The following is an 18,676-nucleotide window of genomic DNA, read 5'->3' on the forward strand; positions in this document are numbered from 1 at the left end:
CGTTCGCAGCGACAACCGGTGGTGGCTTCGTCTGAGCGAGGGGCAGACCGCCGCAGTGTCGTACGGGCTGTAGCCTCCACGCGGCACACGGCGCGACGAGGGCGATGTCCGCCACTGTCATCACCCGGTGGGTGCTCCGACCGTCGGCGTAGGAGGACAGGGCACTGTTGAACCGGCCCATGCCCGCAGAGATCGTGACCACGACCAGGGCGGGCAGGGCAGCATGCAGACGGTCATCGCCTGGGAGGTGAAGGCGAGGACGACGGCGGCCACGGTGCCGGCGAGCACCTGCAGGCGAAGCAGGACCACGCCGGTCCCGTCGACGGACCAGGCCATCCGCGCGACCTGCCCAAGCACGGTGGGAAGGCGCCGGCACATCGGCCCGAAACTCGCGCCTGCCAGCGGGTTCCGCCCATGCACGCCTTCGAACGTGATGGTGGCGGGTCGGTGACCTACCTGGATGGCTCGGCGCTGCCCGGCATAACGACCTGTCACGGGATTCGAACGCGCTCGCTTCCATACGTTCGCCGACCTAGAACTGTCGGGCACCGAACCTTCGAGGACAGCAGGAACGGGCCCGCAGATCGCTTTGAAGTGATCGAAACGCCGAGCTTGACGCCGATGTGACGAATGGGGACTGGACCGGTTGGGGCGACGGAGGAGTGCCAATCGGACCGACGGCTGCTTGAGTCCTGCCCGCCTCGCCAGAAGATGCCGTGCTGTAGTTGGTGGATCGGTAACCTCATGGCGTGACTGGTGAAGGATTCGACCTGCCCTCGACGGACAACTTGCCTGTGGTGGCGGACGCCTACGGGCTCGGCACCGTGTACTCGGGGCGGTATCTCGCCGAGGGCCTGCTGAACCGAAACTGGAGGATCACCACCGACAAGGGCACGTTCGCCCTCAAGGAAGTCGTCAACACTCCGGTCGACAAGCTGCGACGCAGTCTCGCCGTCCTTGGCGAACTGGAAGCCACCGGGCTCCCCGTATGTGCCCCGTACCTGAGCCTGGCAGGTGAACCGGTCGTTACCGTCGGCGAGCGGAGTTACTGCCTGCTTCCGTGGGTGGAAGGCGAGCACCGGCCGGGAGCCGAGCTTCAGGAGAGCGAGGCCACATCGCTCGGCGTGCTGCTTGGGCGCATTCATCGAGGTCTCGCCGACCCTGCCCTCCCTCTGGGAGAGGTCGGGGAGCGGCCCCGGGCCAAAGTCACGGCACCCGAGGCAGCGCTGGCCGAAGCCGAGCGGTTTCTTCGGCTGATCGCACAGCTGGACACACCTGGTGCGTTCGACCAGGCGACGGAGCGCGCGTTGAAACAGCGCACGAAGCTCATCGCAGAGCACGCTGAACAGCGTCCGGCCGACGAGTGGCCGCGTGGGCCGTGGGGCTGGACCCATGGCGACTTCCAGCCCTTGAACCTGCTGTGGCGCCACGAGGCGGTCGCAGCCGTCATCGACTGGGACCGCTTGGGCATTCGCCCCTACGGGGAAGAGGTCGTCCGCACGGCACAAGTCCAGTTCGGAACCGCCGCCGGGCACCTTGATCTCCAACTGGTGGCTGCGTTCGTTGCCGGATACCGCTCGCAGCAGAACCTGGCTGACGAAGACCTCGTGGACGCGATTGAGCGACTGTGGTGGAAGCGGATGACGGACTACTGGCAGCTTCAGTTCCACTACGACAAGAGCGACTTTGGCGCCGATGCGCTGTGGGAATCCGGTGAGCGGCTTATCGCTTGGTGGACCCAGGATCGGGATGCTGTCCGCTCCGCGTTCCTCGGCAACCCAGCGCGATAGGCAGTTCACGAGCGGATCACACCGGCGTCCGCGAGTTCCGGCAGGCACGGACGCAACAGCCGCTCGGCCCGACAGTAGGCGTGCCGGCCCAGAGCTTCGAGTCGAGGGCGCGTGAGGGTGCGGATATGCGTGGCCCAGGTTTCCGGCGTGGCTTCCGCGCCCGCCAATAGCTCCTGATGCTCGACGGCTTCCGGTATCCCGCCTCGTCGGACACCGAGGGCAGGGAGCCCAACGAGCCCGGCTTCCACGATGACCCGAGGAAACGCGTCGTCGACGAGCGACGGCACGAGCAGCAACTGGTGCCGGGCATAGAGGCTGCCCATGTCGTACGTGCGCGGCACGTAGGTGACGTTGGAGTGTTGCGCGAACTCAGCGGAGGTGTCCCACCAGCCTTCGACCAGGGTGAAGTGCCGCTCCGGCAGCAGCGCAATGAGTTGATGCAGAAGCTCGGAGCCCTTGGCCGGAACGGGATTGACCATGAGCAGATCACGGTCACGAGGACGTGGTGATACTTCCGGAGCGGCGAAGGGCGGGTAGAACAGCACGCAGTTTTGCGCGCCGTGGGCGCGGCCGAGAACGAACCGCGACGTCGCCAAGGCGTGGTGCGGGGCGCCGTCCAGGACGTGCAGGCCGGTCTTCGACACCGAATGCAGCCAGCCGGCCACCGTGGTCCGTTCCCGCGCCAGGCGTGCGAGCTCGGCAGACCCTTCCTGCGAGGTGATCACCAGTTGAGGGGACAGGGCGTCAAGTGTGTGCTCCAACTCGGCGACGATCCGACCGCGAGGCAGAGCTCGGACGAGGACGCCGTTCCACGTGTAGGTGACCTCATCCTTCGCCTCGGAGCAGAGGTAGGGGACGCCGGCGTCGGTGAGGTGGCGAAGTATGGACGGCAAATCCGAGCTCTCACTCCACGGAGGCTCATGGCTGGCCAGGTACACCGTGTTCCAGCCGGCAGCGGCGAACTCCTCGGCGAGGAGCTGCTGAGATACCTCCGCGCCACCGATGAGGAACGGCGGAGGGACACGTCGCCAGACGAACACCACAGTGCGCTGCGTCATCGTCGCGATGCCCCCGATCGGAAGAACCGCTCGGCGAACCGAGCCTGACCGCTGCGCTGCCGCAGTGGTGCGGCGACCGTCCAGGCGTAGCGCAGCGGCCGGTACAGCGCGGCATCGGGCTGTAGCTGGGAGGCATGCAGCCGAAGCAGCGTGAACTTGTCGAGCAGCACCGGGGTGATGTCGTACCTCTCCTCGGTGAGGCTGTCGCCGACACGTTCCCTGAACAACTGCCGGTCGTCCACGGACAGGCCGTAGGTGGACCAGAACGCGACGTCCTCCCAGAACCAGCGGCACCCCAGCCGCCTGGCCGCCTCGTGCACGAGCAGATGATCAGGGTGACGCGTGACCGCGGCGGGAGCGAGGAGTTCGGCATCCGGCAGGTGCGACAGGGCGTTCTCCAGGTCTTGGACGACCTTGTCGAGGAGCGCCGGATCGTACGGGCGGTACGGAGGACGCGCGTCCGGATGGCCGAGCAGAACCCGCCTGGCGGAGAAGACCCGGAGGGCTTCCCTGGCTTCGATCGCCCGCAGCGTCGATACGGCGGACTCGTCCGGGTACCGCTGCCGGGCGGTGCGGTGCACCGTGTTGGAGCGGGTGAACACGGTGATGACGGTCATCGGCCGGGACTGGGAGAGGAGCATGCCGCTCGCCGACAGGGCGAGGTCGTCATGATGCGGTTCGATGACGACGAGCGGCCGGGGGGCCTGCGCGGGCCGTTGGATCACGAACCGCTGACCGGTGTACGGCGCGGTGACGTCGATGACCGAGGTGTCGCCGCCACAGAGCTGGGCATCCAGCACCTGCTGATGGCTCCTGTGAGCGTCGAGCAGGGCTTCGGGAAACGTGTAGATGCCGTCGGCATCCGGCTCGGGAAGGTTGATCGGGGGCATGGAGGCGTCACCTCATCGGACGGTGTTGTCGTACCAACCCCGCCAGAAACGACGGGAGTTGAGGAAGAGCCGCGCGGTGACCGGGTTCGTGTACCAGATCATTCGCCAGCTCGACCAGGTCTCGAAGCGGCGGGGAGAGGGCCTGACCTGTAGGTGGTCGAGCGAGACGACGGGGGCGCGGGTGCGTTTGCCCAGACGGGTCAGGCGCGCGAAGAACTCGACGTCCTCGCTCATGTAGCGATCGGAGCGGTAGCCGCCGACGGTGTCGTACGCACTCCGTGTGCAGAACTGGGTCACGCCCTGGGCGCCGCCGCGTATCGCCCTGATCCCGCGCCACATGCCGAACAGCACCCGGGTTGCTCGCTTCGTCGGCTCGTACAGGGCCGGAATCGAGCCGCCCACGGTGGTGCCCGTGTCCATCGCCGCGACCACGGCCGTGACCCCCTCCTCGGGGAAGTCGACATCGGCGTCGACGAAGAGCAGGTACTTGCCCTTTGCCTGGGCGGCGCCACTGTTGCGGGCGCGGCCGATCCCGCGCACGGGCTCGGTGATGACGGTGGCGCCGAGCTCTAGCGCCACGGCGGCGGTGGCGTCGGTGCTGTCGTTGTCGATGACGATGACTTCAGCTGGGCGCCCGCTGGCGCTCTCCCAGCGGGCCACGGAGGCCAGCACGGTGGGGAGGTAGGTCGGGAGGTACTTCTCCTCGTTGAAGGCGGGAATGATCACAGAGATCGCAGGATCGCTCATGCGTGGCCTTCCTGGTGAGCAGTGGCATGCGTAGAGGCAAGGGCGCGGGAAAGGCGGCGTCGCCACAACGCCACATCACGGCCCTCGCCACGGCTGGCGTAGTACCAGCCGCGGACGCATTGCACGGTGATCAAGTGAGTCAGCAGGCCGGTATCGACCGGGCCCGCATAACCCGCCAGCAGCTGTTCCAGATCGGCGTCGGCGCAGGCGTCGTTGGTGACGGCGGTCTGCGCGAGGTCCCATTCGGGGACGGCGGGCCCGGTCTCTTCGAAGTCGATGACGGCGAGTGCGCGCGGGTCGTCTATGCAGTGGACGACGATGTTGCTCAGGTGGAGGTCGCCGTGGCAAAGGACGGCAGGTCGTGCCGCTTCGAGACGGATCGAGCTGACGAACGCGTCGGCTGCCGCCAAGCGCATCGGTAGGGGCAGACGGGCGGCCAACGACGTAAGTCGCTCCGTCAGCACCGGAGTCGCCGTCGCCGAGTCGTATAGCGGGAGTTGATGGAAGGCAGCGAGGAGTTCCCCGACGCCCTTCAGCGCGGCCGACCGTGACACGCTGCCCTGCTGTACCGCATGGTGCAGTACATGCTCGCCCATGTCCTCGGTGACAACCGCGACGGCATCCGTGTCCGGAACAGCTCCCCACCCCACCACGGCGGGCACGGAAAACACGGTCGGCAGGGAACTGAGATGATCCAGGGCCTCTCGCTCGCGCTGCGCTTTCCATCGCGCCCGGCCTCGGTACACCTTGACGATCAGGCTGCGGTCACCCGGCGGTGAGGTCCGGATCCGGTACACGGCCGAACCGGGATGGTCAGTGAGCCTTGCCACGCTGCTGGGTGACGAATCGAGAATAGCCCGGCACACGTCGACGAGCGCCGACGGCTGAGGCGTCCTACTCATGCGGCCCCCGAAATCGTGGGGCGCTGATGCTGTGGTCGCCAAGCCGGTCGACCATGCGCAGCGTCCGGTCCAGGGCTGTCCGGTACAGCCGTACGTCGTCCGTGGGCGGACAACCGGGCAGCCAGGGCTTGGCGCTACCGACGAAATGCAGAACAGCCGTATCCGTCGGGTACGCAGCCCGGCTCGTGTAGCGGCGTGGCCAGTCGCTGCACTCCAGGAACCGGGCGAGTTCGAACCGGTTGTAGGGGGCGTCGACCGCCGTGACGACTCCGGCGGTCGAGGCGGCCCAGAGGTTGAGGGCGTCCTGGTCATTGTGGAAGATGTAGCGCTTGCCAGTGCGCAGCGCCGAGCACACTCCCTCGCGGATCGTGTGGAGGGCGCTGGGAGTTGTCCACCACATTCCCGCGTTGAAATACGGCAGTCCGCGCAACTCCGGCCGGTCGTCGGCCAGGCCGGGCAGAGCCTGCCCGCGGTAGCCGATGCACGGATTGAACTCGTCCGGAACCAAACCGAGTTGCCCTTCCCGTAACCGGTTGAACGGCGCGGCCAAGTTATCGACGACGAGCGTGTCAGCGTCGAGGTAGATCAGGTACGGCCGCTCCACGAACTCGGGGGTGAAGGCGAACCGCAGGTAGGCGGTCACGCTGATGTAGTCCGTGTCGGCCATGACCGCGCCGCGCGGCGGCGCGGCCCAGCGCAGCCGGAAGGAACCGAAGCCGGCCCGGCGGACGACCTCCCCGAGCGTGGCCGCATGCTGTCTCGTCAGATCCAGGGTGAGGACGCGGATGGCGGCCTGACGACGTTCGACCGGCCGCAAAGTCTCCGCGAGCGAGCCGATGGTCACCAGAGCGGGCAGGACATACCGCTCGTCGATGCAGAAGCCGTACGCGATCACGCCGTCTCCCCGCCCCCGTGGCCACGGATATCGTCGAGCGCTCGACGAACCACGGCATCGGGGCTCAGATCGGCGTCGACCCGGACGACGCGCCTGGCCACCGGGGCCGCGAAGTGGCCGTAGAAATGGGCAGCGAAGTCCTCGGCGTAGTACTGCGAAGGCACCTCGGGCCGGCTCTTGCCCCGGCGGGCAAGCTGTTGCGGCGACGCGATGAGGAGCAGGGTCAGGTCGGGCACCACGGCGGCCCCGGCCACGCAGCTCGCCTCGACCAAGGCTCGCGCTTCCGCTTCCGCATCCAGGCCCTGCAGGCGCCCGACGGCACGCAGATGCGCAAGCGTGGTGTCCACGCTGCGGTCCATGATCACCGTGCCGGTTCGGTTCACTACGGCAGCGGCGAGGCGAAGGCGCTCTTCCTCAACGCTCAGATGCGCGCGCAGATCCTGGAGGAGTTCCGCCTCACTGTGAGCGAGGGGCCGGCCAAGCAGCGCCGGATCCTTGGCCACATGCTGATAGCAGCCCACCGTTTCGGTTGCCAGACGTTGCGCGAGCTCACGCGCGAGCGTGGTCTTACCGCAGTTGCTCACCCCTTCCGTCGCGATGATCACAGGAGATCCCCTTCGCCATGGGCGGCGACCGCCAGGGTGGTGGAGGCACGAGCGGGCTGGAAGGCGTCCAACCAGGCGGCGGCGATCTCGGCGCGCGTGTCGTGCGGCACCTCATACAAGCCTGGCTCGTGGGAGTACGCGACCAGACGGGCGGCGGCCGCAATGATCTCGGCCTTGATCACGTGGATCGCCGGACCGATCGCGGATGTGTGCAGGAAGTTCACGGCGTTCCCGCTGCCGAGCAGGCTGAACGAGCGGCCGTGCCGCGTGTATCGGGCAACACCCGGAATCACCTCGTCGCGCTCGAACCCGCTGCGGAGGCTCGCGAGGCAGGCCAGGTCGAACTCGTCATCGGCCGACGTCGCTCCGGCCACGAAGGCACCGTCACGCAGGCAGGACAGTTCCTCCATTCCGATCGCCCGGCTTCCCGTGGCGCTGAACACCAAATCGGCCTGAAATAAGGCATCTTGGAACACCGCGCGGCCGTAGCCGGTTGCCACGGCCTGCGCTTGACGGATGGGGTCACGGTCGTGAACCACAACGCGGACGTGCCGGGCGTGCAGGGCGGCCGCTATACCGGCGCCGATCTTGCCGAAGCCAAGCACGGCGGCCTGACGTCCAGGCATCACCTCCCCCAGCCGGCGCAGAAGGGTCTCCACCGAGAAGACGATCGCTTCTCCGACAAGCCGGTCCTCAGGCTCCTTCAGGGGGCTGCGAGCCACGCTGTAGACCGGGCAGGCCAGATCCGGCAACGCGAGATAGCGGCGCAGCCCGTTCTCGGTGTCTTCCACCACGCCGCGTATGAGGCCAGGCCGTACGCGGCACACCTCGGTGAGCGCGGGAGCGAAGTACCCGCCGATGTCTGCGAGGACCAACGGTCGGCCATCTGCCCGGTCGTCCAGGTAGCGCGCGAGCCATTCGGGGTCCGCAAAACGGCCGCGGTCGAGCGGATCGAGCCGGTAGGTGTCGGCCACCACGTCCTGGGTGCGCCGGTCGGCTGACTTCGGCTTGGGTAGGACGGCACGGACCTCAGCGACCTGCCCCAGCGCAGGGAGGAAGTTCATCTGGCCCGGCAGCAAGTGCGTGACCACCAGACTGGAGACCTCGCCCCTGGGCAGCCGGGAGGCCAGCCCGGCGAAGAACGCGTCGGCGGCGACCGAGGGTGGGCGAGCGACGGATCTGATCGCCGAATTCCGTGGAGACCCCGGTTCGGCTAGCGAGTTGGGTGCTGCCATGGCGGTCAAGGAGTTCCTCCTGCTTGGGGTATGGACACTGCTCGGGCCGCGGGGGAGGTCTGGCGCCGGCCATTGGCCGGATCCGGCTGCCGGGTTGTGCACCCGCCCGTCGCCGACGACGGGCGGGCAGTCACATCAGCCCACGCACATGGAGGCCTGCGCTCGGGCAAGCACGCGCTCCAGGCGAGTGCGGTGAAAGCGATAGATCAGCAGCGCGTGGTCGGAGGCGGCTCGGGTGTCCTCGTTGTCGACGACCTCGACGTGTTCGAGTGCGGAGGCCACGCCGCCAGTGCCGTATCCGCGGTCGATGCGCTGCGGCCCGCCCTGGTGCGGCTTGTCGAAACCCGCCGTGGCGGCGAGCGCTTCCGTGCCGACCGCGTCGAGATGGTCGGCGGCGTGGCGGGCGAGGTCGACGTACCCGGCGTCGATGAGCACTCCGTCGGGCCGGGTGTCGCTCCGGCGGGTGCCGTCCGCGTCGAGGTAGGTGCGCTGGACCATGTGCGCGCGGTCGGTGACCTCGTCCCAAGTCGGCAGCGCAATCGGTTCGGAGCGCCGCGGATAGCTGTTCGTATCCCCGGCTGCGATGGTGACCATCCCGAGTTCGGCCATCGTGGTCATCCAGCCGGTTTCGGTGAGCCGCTGATCGGCGTCGAAGTAGCACATGTGGAGCGACACGAAGTTGATCGGCGTGGGGCAGCAACCGAGCTGTGCCTGGACGTGGCAGGGGTGCAGCCACCACGGCTTCGCCCAAGGCTTCTGCTCGGCGACGTGGAACATCCCCGGCCGCAGGTACACGGCGGTCGCGATGTCGGCGTCGACCTGCGGGTTGGGGGCGGCGAGGAACCCGCGCAGCTTCAGCCGCTTCTCCGTGGCATGCATGTTCCGCCCACCCCGCTCCCGACTGTGCTTCGCTTCCTGTTGAAGCAGAACGTCGGGTTGGTACTCGGCGAGGACGTCGAGCGCGAGATCGCGGCGTTCGCCATTCCGGCCGCCGTCGGCTTCGATGTTCCAGACAGCGACGTCAACGGTGCTGGCGTTCATGGAGTCCCTTCAAGCCGGGGTTCGTTCGATAGCCACGTAGCGCGTGTGCTGGTGCCGTGATCGGCACCGGTGAGATCGAGCCTGCCGAGCCGGGCACCGGCCAAGCGGTGTGGGTTCCGCCCGACGTACGTCATGGGAGCGCACGTCATGAGGCGGCATCTCCCATCAGGTCGAGAATCGAGAGGATGGCAAGGGCGAGCCGGCGGAGGTGGCCCGATGCGTCATCGGGGTGGGGGTGCTCGGCGCTCACGTAGATCAGGCGCAGCATCTCGTCGACCGGGTACGGCTGCCCGAGGTAGGGAATGATCTCCACGAGCTTGGTGGTCGCCGTACGGAACCGCGCTGCGATGGCCGTGTCCAGATGTCCGGCAGGAGGGGTGTATTCGCCGAGCACCGCCTCCAGGTCCTCGTACAGCTGCTCGTCGATCACCTCGCTCGCGAGGAAGCGTCGAAGGCCGCGCAGGACCACGCCCATCGTTTCGCGGTCATTGGAGGCTCGCGGGTTCGGCAATCGCACGGCGACGTCACCCGTCACTGCGGCTCATCGGGGATCGTCAGCGCGCACCACGTCATCGTGCCGTCGGGGCTTACGCCCCACTCCTTCGCGACAGCCGCGACAAGCACCAGGCCGCGACCGTTCTCCTCACCCAGGCCGGCAGTGCGCAGCCGCGCCGGAGTCGGGGTGCCGTCGGTCACCTCGATGCGAAGCTCCTGGGCGAAGAGCCGCACCTTGAGCCCGACCGATTTTCCCCTGCCGTGTTCGATGGCGTTGGTGACCAACTCGGAAACGACGAGCGTGGCGTCGTCGGTCAGCCTCGTCAGATTCCATCGGCTCAGCTGGTGCCTGGTGATCTGTCTCATCTGCGCAGGGCGGATCTCGGCTGGGAGGAAGTCGACCTCGAAGCCGCACTCGGCTGCCTGGTCCGCGGATGAGGAACTCGGGGCGACAGATACGTCGGGCGTCATCGCATCCGTCGCGAACGTGACGCCTCGTTCCGCCATCATCCCGCCTCCGAGAGCATGGGGGTGGAGACGGAGGCACGTGCGGGAACGAACCCACGGTGCATGGGAAACACGGGCTGGCCAAGGGCACGCCAGAACAGCCGGTCTCCGGTGAAGGCACGTCGTGCGTGCAGCCAGCGTTCGTTGTCCAGCAAGTAGCCCTGGCCGGGAGCCAGAGGAAGAAGCACCTGATGGCGTACGGCTGCGGCCCGCAGTTGCGGGAGGTAGGGCTGCACTATGGGATTCCAGCGCGCCAGCCCGTCGAACCGCAGGCGAACGGACACCCGCAGATCGTGGTGCACCGTGAACACCTGCGTGGCGTGACCGTCTCCGGCGCCGAAGAACGCGGTACGGGGTTGCGCCAGGCCAACCCCCGCCTGCCGATCACCAGTGAAGAGGTCGGAGTGCACGGCCTGCCCATCGGTGAGCAGGCACTCCCCACCCGTCACGGCGGCGTGCCCGCACACCAGGAGCATCAGACGGGGCGGATGGGGTGTGCCGGAGCGTTCGGTGTGCGGATCGAGGGCGCCGTTGCCGAACCCCGCGAAGCCCGCCCGATGTGCGTCGCGCCGGGTGTCACAGATCGTGGTGAGGCCGTCCGGGTCACTGTCACGGTGCGGCACCACATTCATGATCCGGGTGGCAAAGGCGATCACGGCAGCACGTGAGGCCAGGCCGTCGACAGTGACCAGACCCGTTTCCCGCAGCCGCTCCGCGATCCTCTCCCCCGCGTCCGGCACGGTGAGGTCGATACGGTTGCGCGCGAAGACGTCGGCGTACGGGCGATGAACTCGGCGCATCCTGGATCTCCTTAGCGGCGCTGGGGTGCTTCCACTGTTCGGCGGCGCTGGGTCGGGCGTAAAGCGACAGATTGTCGACTCGGACAATTCGCCCATGCTCATCTCGGGCCGCGGGTCGCGTGCTACGTTCCGAACACCCCTGGCCGCACGTGCAATCCGAGGAGAGCGATGGCGTACACGCCCCCCACCTGGCCCGTCTCCGTCAAGGGCGTCGCCGTGGACGGCCGGCGACGCGTACTGCTGCTGAAGAACGAACGCGAGGAGTGGGAACTGCCCGGAGGCCGCCTCGAACTCTCGGATGCCAGACCAGAGTTCACCGTGGAAAGGGAGATCGAAGAGGAAACCGGCTGGACGGTGAAGGCCGGCCCCCTCCTGGATGTGTGGATCTACCAGCCCTTGCCCGAGACCATGCCCGACCGGCGAGTCGTCATCATCACCTACGGATGCACCGTCCTCACCCCGGACATGGCCCCCACCCTGAGCCACGAGCACAAGGAAGTCGGCATGTTCACGGCCGACGAAGTTCCCGGCTTGACCATGCCGGACGGATACAAACAGTCCATCACCGCCTGGTACGCACGGATGTGACAGGCGATGGACGGCGCGACGATGGCACGACGCCCTCAACACACCCTGTGGCACTGGGCCACCCCGCAGGCCGAAGCAATCCTCGCCACCCGCGACCTCGGGGGCATCCTCCGCTTCCACCGCGCCGTGCACGGCATGACCCAATCCGAGCTCGCACAGATTCTCGGCTACGACAAGACGTACATCTCGCTCCTCGAACTGGGCAAACGCAACCTCGAAGATGTCAGCTCCCGGCGGCACATCGCCGAGTCCCTGCGTCTGCCTCCCCACGTCGTCGGTGTCACCGATGCCGCGGACACCGACCACCGCGCCATGCTCCAGTTCGGCGAGTCCACCGTGCGCCTCGCCGAGATCGCTCGGCAATCCGGACATGCCTCCGAAGCTGTGGCCGAGCTGTGGCCGCTGGTCGCCCGGCTCGAAGCCCGCGTGGCGGACGGACACACCGAACGGGACGTCCTGCACCTGTTGGCCCGAGCCCGTGTCGGCCTCGGTGTCGCCCTGGGCAATGTCCTGCCGGAGGAGCGGCTGAGCACCGCTGCCCGCTGGACCGCGAAGAGCATCGACATCGCCCGATACTTTGGCGACCCGGCCTTCGCCTCTTACGTGCTGCGCATGCATGGAAACGAACTGCGCAAAGCCCGCCTCCACGGAGCCGCCGTCGATCGACTTCAGCACGCGGCCGCCCTTGCACCGGACCACGACGCGAAAGCAACTGTTCTGCCGCTCCTCGCTCGCGCAGCCGGCGCCCTCCGGAATCAGCCCTTGTTCGACGAGGCGGTGAGGGAAACGGACCGGCTCCTCGCCGAGACCGAACACACGTCGTTGTTCAACCCCTACGCCCTGCACGAGATCCGACTTCGAGGGCTGATGGCCACGGACAGGACTGACATCGCCATACAACTGGTCGAGCAGGGTAGTCCCGTACCGACGACCACCGTCGCCCCGCAGTGGCGCGTGATCGAGCTCATCACCGTGGCCCAAGTACGGCTGGCCGCCGACGACTGCGGCGCTGCCGCGCAGTCCCTGCACACCGCAGTCGACGAAGCCGTCCGCCAGCGCCTTCCCCACCAATTGCAGCGCATTGTGCGCGCGGCGCACTACCTGCTGCCGGAGATCAGGGAAGTCGCAGACCACGCCCTGAACCGGATTCGGCAGGAGATGGCCGCCTAACTTGATCTCGTCCCAGTGCGGCAGCGGCTGGCGTTGGTCGCCAAACTTGAGGAACGTGGTCATGGGTCCATCGCACCGCGCCGCGAAGGCGTCTACCAGGGGAATCCAGAGGGGGAAAAGTCTGTCAAGGGGGAAACCCAGGGGGGAATTGAGGCCATGATTGGATTCCGCATACGACGGGGGTCACACTGATGGCAGATCCGTTCGCCGAACTGTTGCTCCGGCTCCGGAAGGACGCGGGCCGGACGCAAGAGGAGCAGGCCGGCGCGATCAACGCTGTCTCCGGCCGGGAAACCCTGAGCCGACGGGAGATCAGCCGCTATGAGAACTTCGAGAACATCCCAACGAACCACACGCTCGCCCACATTGCAGCGGCATGCGATGTCCCCTTCGACGAGCTCTTGCTGGAAGCAAAGGCCGCCCGCGCCCGACGGAGACGAGGATACGTCCGTGAAGAGGAGGACCAGGACGACGTGAAGCGCCGCCAGCTGCTGGGCAGCGCCGCCATCGGCGTAAGCGCGGCTACCGAACCCTGGGGACGGCTCGCCTACGCTCTGACTAAGGGCTCCCGCATCGACACGCCCGCTGCGGTCGCGCTTATCAACCGAGCTGCTGACCTGCACGTCCAGGAACTCAACCTCAGTGCCCGGCGGCTGCATAGCACGGTTGAGGCACACCTCGACGCGATCACCGCAGCCCTGCCTCAGGCCGGCGAGCACGAACGGGCTCTCACCATCGCGGCCGGAGAAACCGCTGCCCTTGCCGGATGGGTGGCCTGGGACCTGGGCGAGTACGACAAGGCCGGCGCCTATTACGACGTCACGACCGAGTGTGCGGCAAAGGCCGGGCACCCTCCGCTCAGAGCGTTGGCCCTCACATACGCCAGCTACGGGGCACCCACACCGAAGCAGAAGCTAGAACTCCTGTCCCAAGCCTCGCAGGATGTGCGCGGCCACGGCAATGCCACGGCCGCGTCCTGGATACTCGGAAGGCACGCCGAGGAAGCTGCCGCAGTCGGCGACGAGCTGGGGGCGCTACGTGCGCTTGACCGGGCACGCTTCGCTTACGACTTTGCGGATCACACCGGCGAACAGGCATGGGTACGTTTCGTGACGCCGTACCGGATGGATTCGTTGGCCCTGTCCGTGTACGGGCAGTTGGGGCGGCCCGAACTCACCGCCACGGCCGACGCCGCGGTCGGCCGCCTCGGGGACGAATTGCCGGATGGCGGAGTCGTCGTCCTCGGCGATCTCGCCTCGGCCCTGCTACACGGAGGCGACGTCGAACAAGGCGTTTACGTATCGCGCCAGTTCACGGCAGCCTCACAAGCCAAGCCCAACACGATGGGCAAGGATCGCGCCGCGAGAATCGCCGCACGGCTCCCGGACGGTGAGCGGGAACTCGCCTATCACTTGCGGCAGTTCGCGTCCTGAGCCGACCACACCGCGTCGCTACTCAGTCCCGCGTCGTCTCCTCAACAACCCACGACAGATACGCCTCCGACCCCCCGGTGACAGGCAGCGTGATCCACTGGGGGACGTCGTACGGGTGCTTCTCGGACAACCATGCCTCCAGCTGCGGGAGACGGTCTGTCGTCGTCATGTACGAGATACGCCACTCCGGCGTGGTCTCGACCTGGTTCTTCCACCAGTAGACGGCAGTGATCGGCGCGTCGATGTGGACACCGGCCGCCAACTTGCTTTCAACTGCGCCCCGGGCCAGAGCCTTTGCCTGATCCTCGTTGTCGATGGTCGTCTGCGCGATCACAATCTCGTTGGCCATCCAACTACCTCTCCAGCTCGATGTACCACGACCCTACTCAGCAGCCTCTGGTTGGCTCGGAGGAGCTGCTGGTCCTGGCGCCCACTCCGTTTACGGTCCGCCCCGTGCTCGGCGATCGCCACCAGTGCGGCGGAGTCGGCCGGTATCACCCCGGGCGGGCCGCCGATGAACGAGGCCGACTGGCAGGGCTGATCGCTGGGCGGTTCCCGGCCTCGTCGACCGGAGGCTGCGACAGGTCACCCGGCGGGACATCGACGAACGCCGCGGCTGTGCGCCTCACGGCCTGTCGCGCGGTAGCGCGTCGCTACCCGGCGGGGAGGTCGAGGGGAGCGTGCGGATCCAGGTGGATGCCGTAGCCCTGGAGGCTCTCGTCGATCATGCTCCAGATCCAGCGGGCGAGCTTGGCGATCAGCTCGTCCTGGGAGAGGCCGCCAGGGGTGCTGAGCCAGCGCAGCGTCGCGGTGTAGACGAAGCCGGCGACACCGAAGGCCAGCAGCTCGGCCGCCCGGGTGTCGATGTCGGCGGCGCTGAGGTAGTCGGCGAACAGGACTGTCAGATGGTGACCGACGGCAGTCTGCAGGTCGACCAGAGTGTAAGCGTTGTCGGAGCCGTCGAGGAGGCTGTGGCGGCTGAGGTAGCGGAACAGCTCCTGGTGCGTGGCCAGCCAGCCCACGTAGGCACCCGCCCCGGCCGTGATCATGTCCATGGGAGACCCCTGCGGGCTCCACACCGGCTCCAGCGTCTCGATCATCTGCTGGATGGCCCGCTCCGCCACCGCTCGCTGCAGGTCGCCCGCATCCGAGAAGTACTTGTACAGGCGGGTGCGCGCCACTCCGGCCCGCTCGGCGATCTGCTGCGTCGAGACGTCCGCCCCGTGCTCGGCGATCGCCACCAGTGCAGCTTCGACGAACTCGTCCCGGCGGCGCTGGCGCTGCCCCTCCCAGCGTGCCGTGCGGCCGTCGATGCGTTCGCGGGTGTGGGAGACGGTCATGAGGGCGATTCTATCCGCGCTCCGGATCTGTGATCTTGGGCGTTCCCCTGGCCAAGCCGAACGCAAGTATGGGGTACGTGAAGTATCCGAAACACCATGTACCCTTAACTTCATCAGCTCTCGTCAAGGAGGTTGCGGTCATGAACAGCAACACCGTGAAGGCAGTAGAGGCGGCGGAGACCCGCGGCTCGGAGGTGACGGCGGAGGACGTCTCCCGTCGCCTGCTGGAGTCGTCGGCCACGCTGTCGTACGACCCGGCGACGGAGGTGGACTGGCAGGCGCCGCTTCCGGCGGACGCCCACGGTCAGAGCCCGGAGTGGAGCACTCTCTACGGCACCCCGATGTGGGCGGAGATGACGCCCGAGCAGCGGGTCACGCTCACCCGGCACGAGACGGGCTCGGTGATGAGCACCGGTATCTGGTTCGAGATGATCCTGCAGCAACTCATCCTGCGCGATCAGTACCGCGGGGAGTACACGTCGGCCGAGTTCCAGTTCGCGCTCACCGAGATCGCCGACGAGTGCCGGCACTCGATCATGTTCGCCCGGGCCTGCGCCACGATGGGCGTCCCCGCCTACCGCCCCCGGCGCGCGGCGGTCGAACTGGCCCGGCTGTTCAAGACGGTGGGCAGCTCCGCGGCGGCGTACGGCGGCATCCTGGTCGCGGAGGAAGTGCTGGATCTGATGCAGCGGGCGAACATGCGCGACGCGAGGGTGCTGGACCTGGTGCGCACGACCAGCCGGATCCATGTTGTGGAGGAGTCCCGCCACATGCGCTTCGCCCGCGCCGAGATCCGCGACCGGATGCGCGACATGAGCCGTCTGCGCCGCCGGACGTCCGCGACGGCCATCGCCGTCACCGCGTACGTGATCATCACCAACCTGATCCACCAGGACGTCTACGCCGCCGCAGGACTGGACACCCGGCGGGCGCTGTCCGAGGCGCGCCGCAACGAGCACCACAAGGCGATGCTGCGCACCAGCGCGGCCCCGCTGATGGAGTTCCTCGGCAGCTGCGGCCTGCTGACCGGCCCGGCCCGCGCCCTCTACCGGCGCGCGCACATGCTCTGACCGCCCCGCCGACCCACCACCCGATCCCGCCCAGCGAGGACCTGGAAGACCCCCACCCACCATGGCCTACGTCATCACGCAGCCCTGCTGCAACGACGCGTCCTGCGTCGCCGTCTGTCCCGTCAACTGCATCCACCCCGCCCCCGGCGAAACAGGCTTCGGCGCCGCGGAGATGCTCTACATCGACCCACGCACCTGCATCGACTGCGGCGCCTGCACCGACGCCTGTCCCGTCGACGCCATCGTCCCGGCCGACACCCTCACCGGCCCGGACACCGTCTACGCCCAGCGCAGCGCCCAGTTCTACGAGGGTCGGAGCACCGAACCGGCCTGGGGCGCCCCGGAGATTCCGCCCACACTGCCGTGGGGCACGACACCTCCGCGCGTTGCCGTGGTCGGCACCGGCCCGGCCGCCTGCTACACCGCGCAGGAACTACTCCGCACCACGGGCACCGAGGTCACCATGGTGGACCGGTTCCCGATGCCCGGCGGCCTGATTCGCTACGGCGTCGCCCCCGACCATCTGAGGACCAAACAGATCGGGGACTCCTTCGCCGCCCTCTTCCGCCATCCGCGCCTGCGCATGTACCTCGATGTGGAGGTCGGCCGGCATCTCACGCACGCCGAACTCACCGCCCATCACGACGCCGTCGTCTACGCGGTCGGCGCCGGCGAGGCCCGCCCCTTGGGCATACCGGGCGAGGAGTTGCCCGGCAGCATCACCGCGTCCCGGTTCGTGGCCTGGTACAACGGCAACCCCGAGGTGCCCGCCGACGCGGTGGACCCCACCCGCAGCCGACGCGCCGTGGTCATCGGCAATGGCAACGTCGCTCTGGACGCCGCCCGCATCCTCGCCTCACCCCCCGACGGCCTGGCCCGCACCGACATCGCGGACCACGCCATGGACGCGTTGCGCGCCGCAGACATCCGCGAAGTCGTCGTCATCGGGCGCCGCGGACCCGCCGACGCCGCGTACACCTGGCCCGAACTGCACGCCCTCAATCAACTACCGGGCGTACGGCTGGTGGTTGAGGACCACCCTGACGTACGGACGGCCATCGCCGCCGACGACGCCCAGGCCACGCTGCTCCGCGACATCCCGATCCAACCCGTCGACCTCGCCGGGCCCCCGCCGTCAGCGGGGCAGGAGCGACGCATCGTGCTTCGCTTCCTCACCTCGCCGACCGAACTGGTGGGCACCGACCGCGTACAGGCGGTGCGCGTCACCCGCGGCGATGAAGCAGCGGACATCGAGGCCGGATTGGTGATCAGCGCGATCGGCTACCGTGGCGTCCCCGTCGCCGACCTGCCCTTCGACGACGCCACCGGCACCGTGCCCAACGATGCCGGCCGGGTTGTCGACCCGCTCACCGGGGAGCCGGTCCCCGGAACGTACGTAGCCGGCTGGATCAAGCGCGGCCCCACCGGCGGCATCGGGGCCAACCGGCAGTGCGCACAGCAGACGGTCGGCGCGCTGGTCCGGGACGCAGCCGAAGCCAGGCTCGCCACCCCAACGCGTACGGCCAACGATTTCGAACGCCTCGTGCGCCAGCGCCGCCCCCAGGCCCTCGACCGACGCGCGGCCGACACCATCGACCGCGCCGAACGCCGCCGCGGTGAGCAATCCGGCCGCCCCCGCGTGAAGTTCACGACCTGGCACGACCTAATGGAGGCGGGACGGTCCAGTCCCTTCCGAACCCGCCGGACCGGCTGACTCCTCGGCTACAGCCTGGGCCTGCGCGCGAACAGCACGTAGGCCGACGACGAGTTCGCCAGACACGACAGTTGCCGAGCGACGCGATGGCCGTGGCCAGAGCCTCGACGAGCTGTTCCCGGACCCTGGTAGGGGCGAGGAGCCGGGGCAGATCGCTGACTACCGGGTCGGCCCGGTCGACAACCGATTGCTCTGTGACGCCTGCGAGCTCCCAAGTCAGCGTCGAGCCGAGGCGAGTTCGTCTTCGTTTCAGCTGGGCGCGCGTGCGCTGTGTTCGGTTACTGCGCGCAGCGCTTCCGGCAGTCGGTCGCGCAGTCGGCCGAGGAGGCGGTCTTCCAGTTGTGCGGCGTGGGTGATGCCGGCTTGTGCGAAGGCGTTGCGTTCGGGCTGCAGGAG

Annotated in this window: 20 protein-coding genes; 7 read left to right on the forward strand and 13 right to left on the reverse strand. The window is 68.0% G+C overall.

Annotated features, from left to right (window positions below; all coding sequences use genetic code 11):
- The first annotated feature begins 749 nt into the window (after window positions 1-749).
- Complete coding sequence (locus ABZ848_RS32490; protein WP_360837691.1) at window positions 750-1,790, forward strand: phosphotransferase; 1,041 nt, start codon at window positions 750-752, stop codon at window positions 1,788-1,790.
- A 5-nt stretch (window positions 1,791-1,795) separates the two neighbouring features.
- On the opposite strand, the gene ABZ848_RS32495 is transcribed toward ABZ848_RS32490, so the two are convergent.
- The 8 genes from ABZ848_RS32495 to ABZ848_RS32530 form a co-directional block, all read right to left on the reverse strand.
- Window positions 1,796-2,848, reverse strand: coding sequence for a glycosyltransferase (locus ABZ848_RS32495; protein ID WP_360837693.1), 1,053 nt, complete (start codon window positions 2,846-2,848; stop codon window positions 1,796-1,798).
- Complete coding sequence (locus ABZ848_RS32500) at window positions 2,845-3,738, reverse strand: PIG-L family deacetylase (protein WP_360837694.1); 894 nt, start codon at window positions 3,736-3,738, stop codon at window positions 2,845-2,847. Before ABZ848_RS32500 ends, ABZ848_RS32495 begins: the two co-directional genes overlap by 4 nt.
- Before the next feature lie 12 nt (window positions 3,739-3,750).
- Window positions 3,751-4,485, reverse strand: a complete 735-nt coding sequence (locus ABZ848_RS32505; RefSeq protein WP_360837695.1) for a glycosyltransferase — start codon at window positions 4,483-4,485, stop codon at window positions 3,751-3,753.
- On the reverse strand, window positions 4,482-5,387 hold the full coding sequence (locus tag ABZ848_RS32510; RefSeq protein WP_360837696.1) for an aminoglycoside phosphotransferase family protein: 906 nt from the start codon (window positions 5,385-5,387) through the stop codon (window positions 4,482-4,484). Before ABZ848_RS32510 ends, ABZ848_RS32505 begins: the two co-directional genes overlap by 4 nt.
- Window positions 5,380-6,282, reverse strand: coding sequence for a glycosyltransferase (locus ABZ848_RS32515; RefSeq protein WP_360837697.1), 903 nt, complete (start codon window positions 6,280-6,282; stop codon window positions 5,380-5,382). Before ABZ848_RS32515 ends, ABZ848_RS32510 begins: the two co-directional genes overlap by 8 nt.
- Window positions 6,279-6,887, reverse strand: a complete 609-nt coding sequence (locus ABZ848_RS32520) for a hypothetical protein (protein ID WP_360837699.1) — start codon at window positions 6,885-6,887, stop codon at window positions 6,279-6,281. The genes ABZ848_RS32515 and ABZ848_RS32520 overlap by 4 nt, the downstream gene beginning before the upstream one ends.
- On the reverse strand, window positions 6,884-8,122 hold the full coding sequence (locus ABZ848_RS32525; protein WP_360837732.1) for an adenosylhomocysteinase: 1,239 nt from the start codon (window positions 8,120-8,122) through the stop codon (window positions 6,884-6,886). The genes ABZ848_RS32520 and ABZ848_RS32525 overlap by 4 nt, the downstream gene beginning before the upstream one ends.
- A gap of 135 nt (window positions 8,123-8,257) precedes the next feature.
- Window positions 8,258-9,001: an endonuclease/exonuclease/phosphatase family protein gene (locus ABZ848_RS32530; RefSeq protein WP_360837701.1), complete on the reverse strand. Its 744-nt coding sequence runs from the start codon at window positions 8,999-9,001 to the stop codon at window positions 8,258-8,260.
- Between the two features lie 24 nt (window positions 9,002-9,025).
- Between ABZ848_RS32530 and ABZ848_RS32535 the strand changes: the two genes are divergently transcribed.
- Entirely contained in the window at window positions 9,026-9,223 is a 198-nt protein-coding gene (locus ABZ848_RS32535; protein WP_360837703.1) for a hypothetical protein, read from the forward strand.
- Between the two features lie 85 nt (window positions 9,224-9,308).
- On the opposite strand, the gene ABZ848_RS32540 is transcribed toward ABZ848_RS32535, so the two are convergent.
- From ABZ848_RS32540 to ABZ848_RS32550, 3 genes are read right to left on the reverse strand one after another with little or no spacing between them, the layout of a single operon-like run.
- Window positions 9,309-9,638, reverse strand: a complete 330-nt coding sequence (locus ABZ848_RS32540) for a hypothetical protein (protein ID WP_360837705.1) — start codon at window positions 9,636-9,638, stop codon at window positions 9,309-9,311.
- Window positions 9,639-9,694: 56 nt separating this feature from the next.
- The gene (locus ABZ848_RS32545; RefSeq protein ID WP_360837707.1) at window positions 9,695-10,168 is read right to left on the reverse strand and encodes an ATP-binding protein; all 474 of its coding nucleotides are present in this window, start codon (window positions 10,166-10,168) and stop codon (window positions 9,695-9,697) included.
- A complete protein-coding gene (locus tag ABZ848_RS32550) occupies window positions 10,165-10,965 on the reverse strand; it encodes a TauD/TfdA family dioxygenase (protein ID WP_360837709.1) in 801 nt (266 codons plus the stop codon). Before ABZ848_RS32550 ends, ABZ848_RS32545 begins: the two co-directional genes overlap by 4 nt.
- A gap of 168 nt (window positions 10,966-11,133) precedes the next feature.
- On the opposite strand from ABZ848_RS32550, the gene ABZ848_RS32555 reads away from it, so the two are divergent.
- The 3 genes from ABZ848_RS32555 (at window position 11,134) to ABZ848_RS32565 (ending at window position 14,156) form a co-directional block, all read left to right on the forward strand.
- The gene (locus tag ABZ848_RS32555; protein WP_360837711.1) at window positions 11,134-11,553 is read left to right on the forward strand and encodes an NUDIX domain-containing protein; all 420 of its coding nucleotides are present in this window, start codon (window positions 11,134-11,136) and stop codon (window positions 11,551-11,553) included.
- A 6-nt stretch (window positions 11,554-11,559) separates the two neighbouring features.
- Window positions 11,560-12,723 (forward strand): helix-turn-helix domain-containing protein, encoded by a 1,164-nt coding sequence (locus ABZ848_RS32560; protein WP_360837713.1) that lies wholly within the window; start codon window positions 11,560-11,562, stop codon window positions 12,721-12,723.
- Between the two features lie 191 nt (window positions 12,724-12,914).
- A complete protein-coding gene (locus ABZ848_RS32565; protein ID WP_360837715.1) occupies window positions 12,915-14,156 on the forward strand; it encodes a helix-turn-helix transcriptional regulator in 1,242 nt (413 codons plus the stop codon).
- A 22-nt stretch (window positions 14,157-14,178) separates the two neighbouring features.
- Here ABZ848_RS32565 and cutA read toward each other — a convergent pair whose 3' ends face one another.
- Both cutA and ABZ848_RS32575 read right to left on the reverse strand, forming a co-directional pair.
- A complete protein-coding gene (gene cutA / locus ABZ848_RS32570; protein ID WP_360837717.1) occupies window positions 14,179-14,505 on the reverse strand; it encodes a divalent-cation tolerance protein CutA in 327 nt (108 codons plus the stop codon).
- Between the two features lie 304 nt (window positions 14,506-14,809).
- Window positions 14,810-15,496: a TetR/AcrR family transcriptional regulator gene (locus ABZ848_RS32575; RefSeq protein ID WP_360837718.1), complete on the reverse strand. Its 687-nt coding sequence runs from the start codon at window positions 15,494-15,496 to the stop codon at window positions 14,810-14,812.
- Between the two features lie 140 nt (window positions 15,497-15,636).
- Between ABZ848_RS32575 and ABZ848_RS32580 the strand changes: the two genes are divergently transcribed.
- Both ABZ848_RS32580 and ABZ848_RS32585 read left to right on the forward strand, forming a co-directional pair.
- Complete coding sequence (locus ABZ848_RS32580; protein ID WP_360837720.1) at window positions 15,637-16,566, forward strand: diiron oxygenase; 930 nt, start codon at window positions 15,637-15,639, stop codon at window positions 16,564-16,566.
- A gap of 61 nt (window positions 16,567-16,627) precedes the next feature.
- The gene (locus ABZ848_RS32585) at window positions 16,628-18,280 is read left to right on the forward strand and encodes an FAD-dependent oxidoreductase (RefSeq protein WP_360837722.1); all 1,653 of its coding nucleotides are present in this window, start codon (window positions 16,628-16,630) and stop codon (window positions 18,278-18,280) included.
- Window positions 18,281-18,676: the final 396 nt, after the last annotated feature.

It is taken from the genome of Streptomyces sp. NPDC047081, assembly GCF_040643775.1.
Lineage (GTDB): Bacteria > Actinomycetota > Actinomycetes > Streptomycetales > Streptomycetaceae > Streptomyces.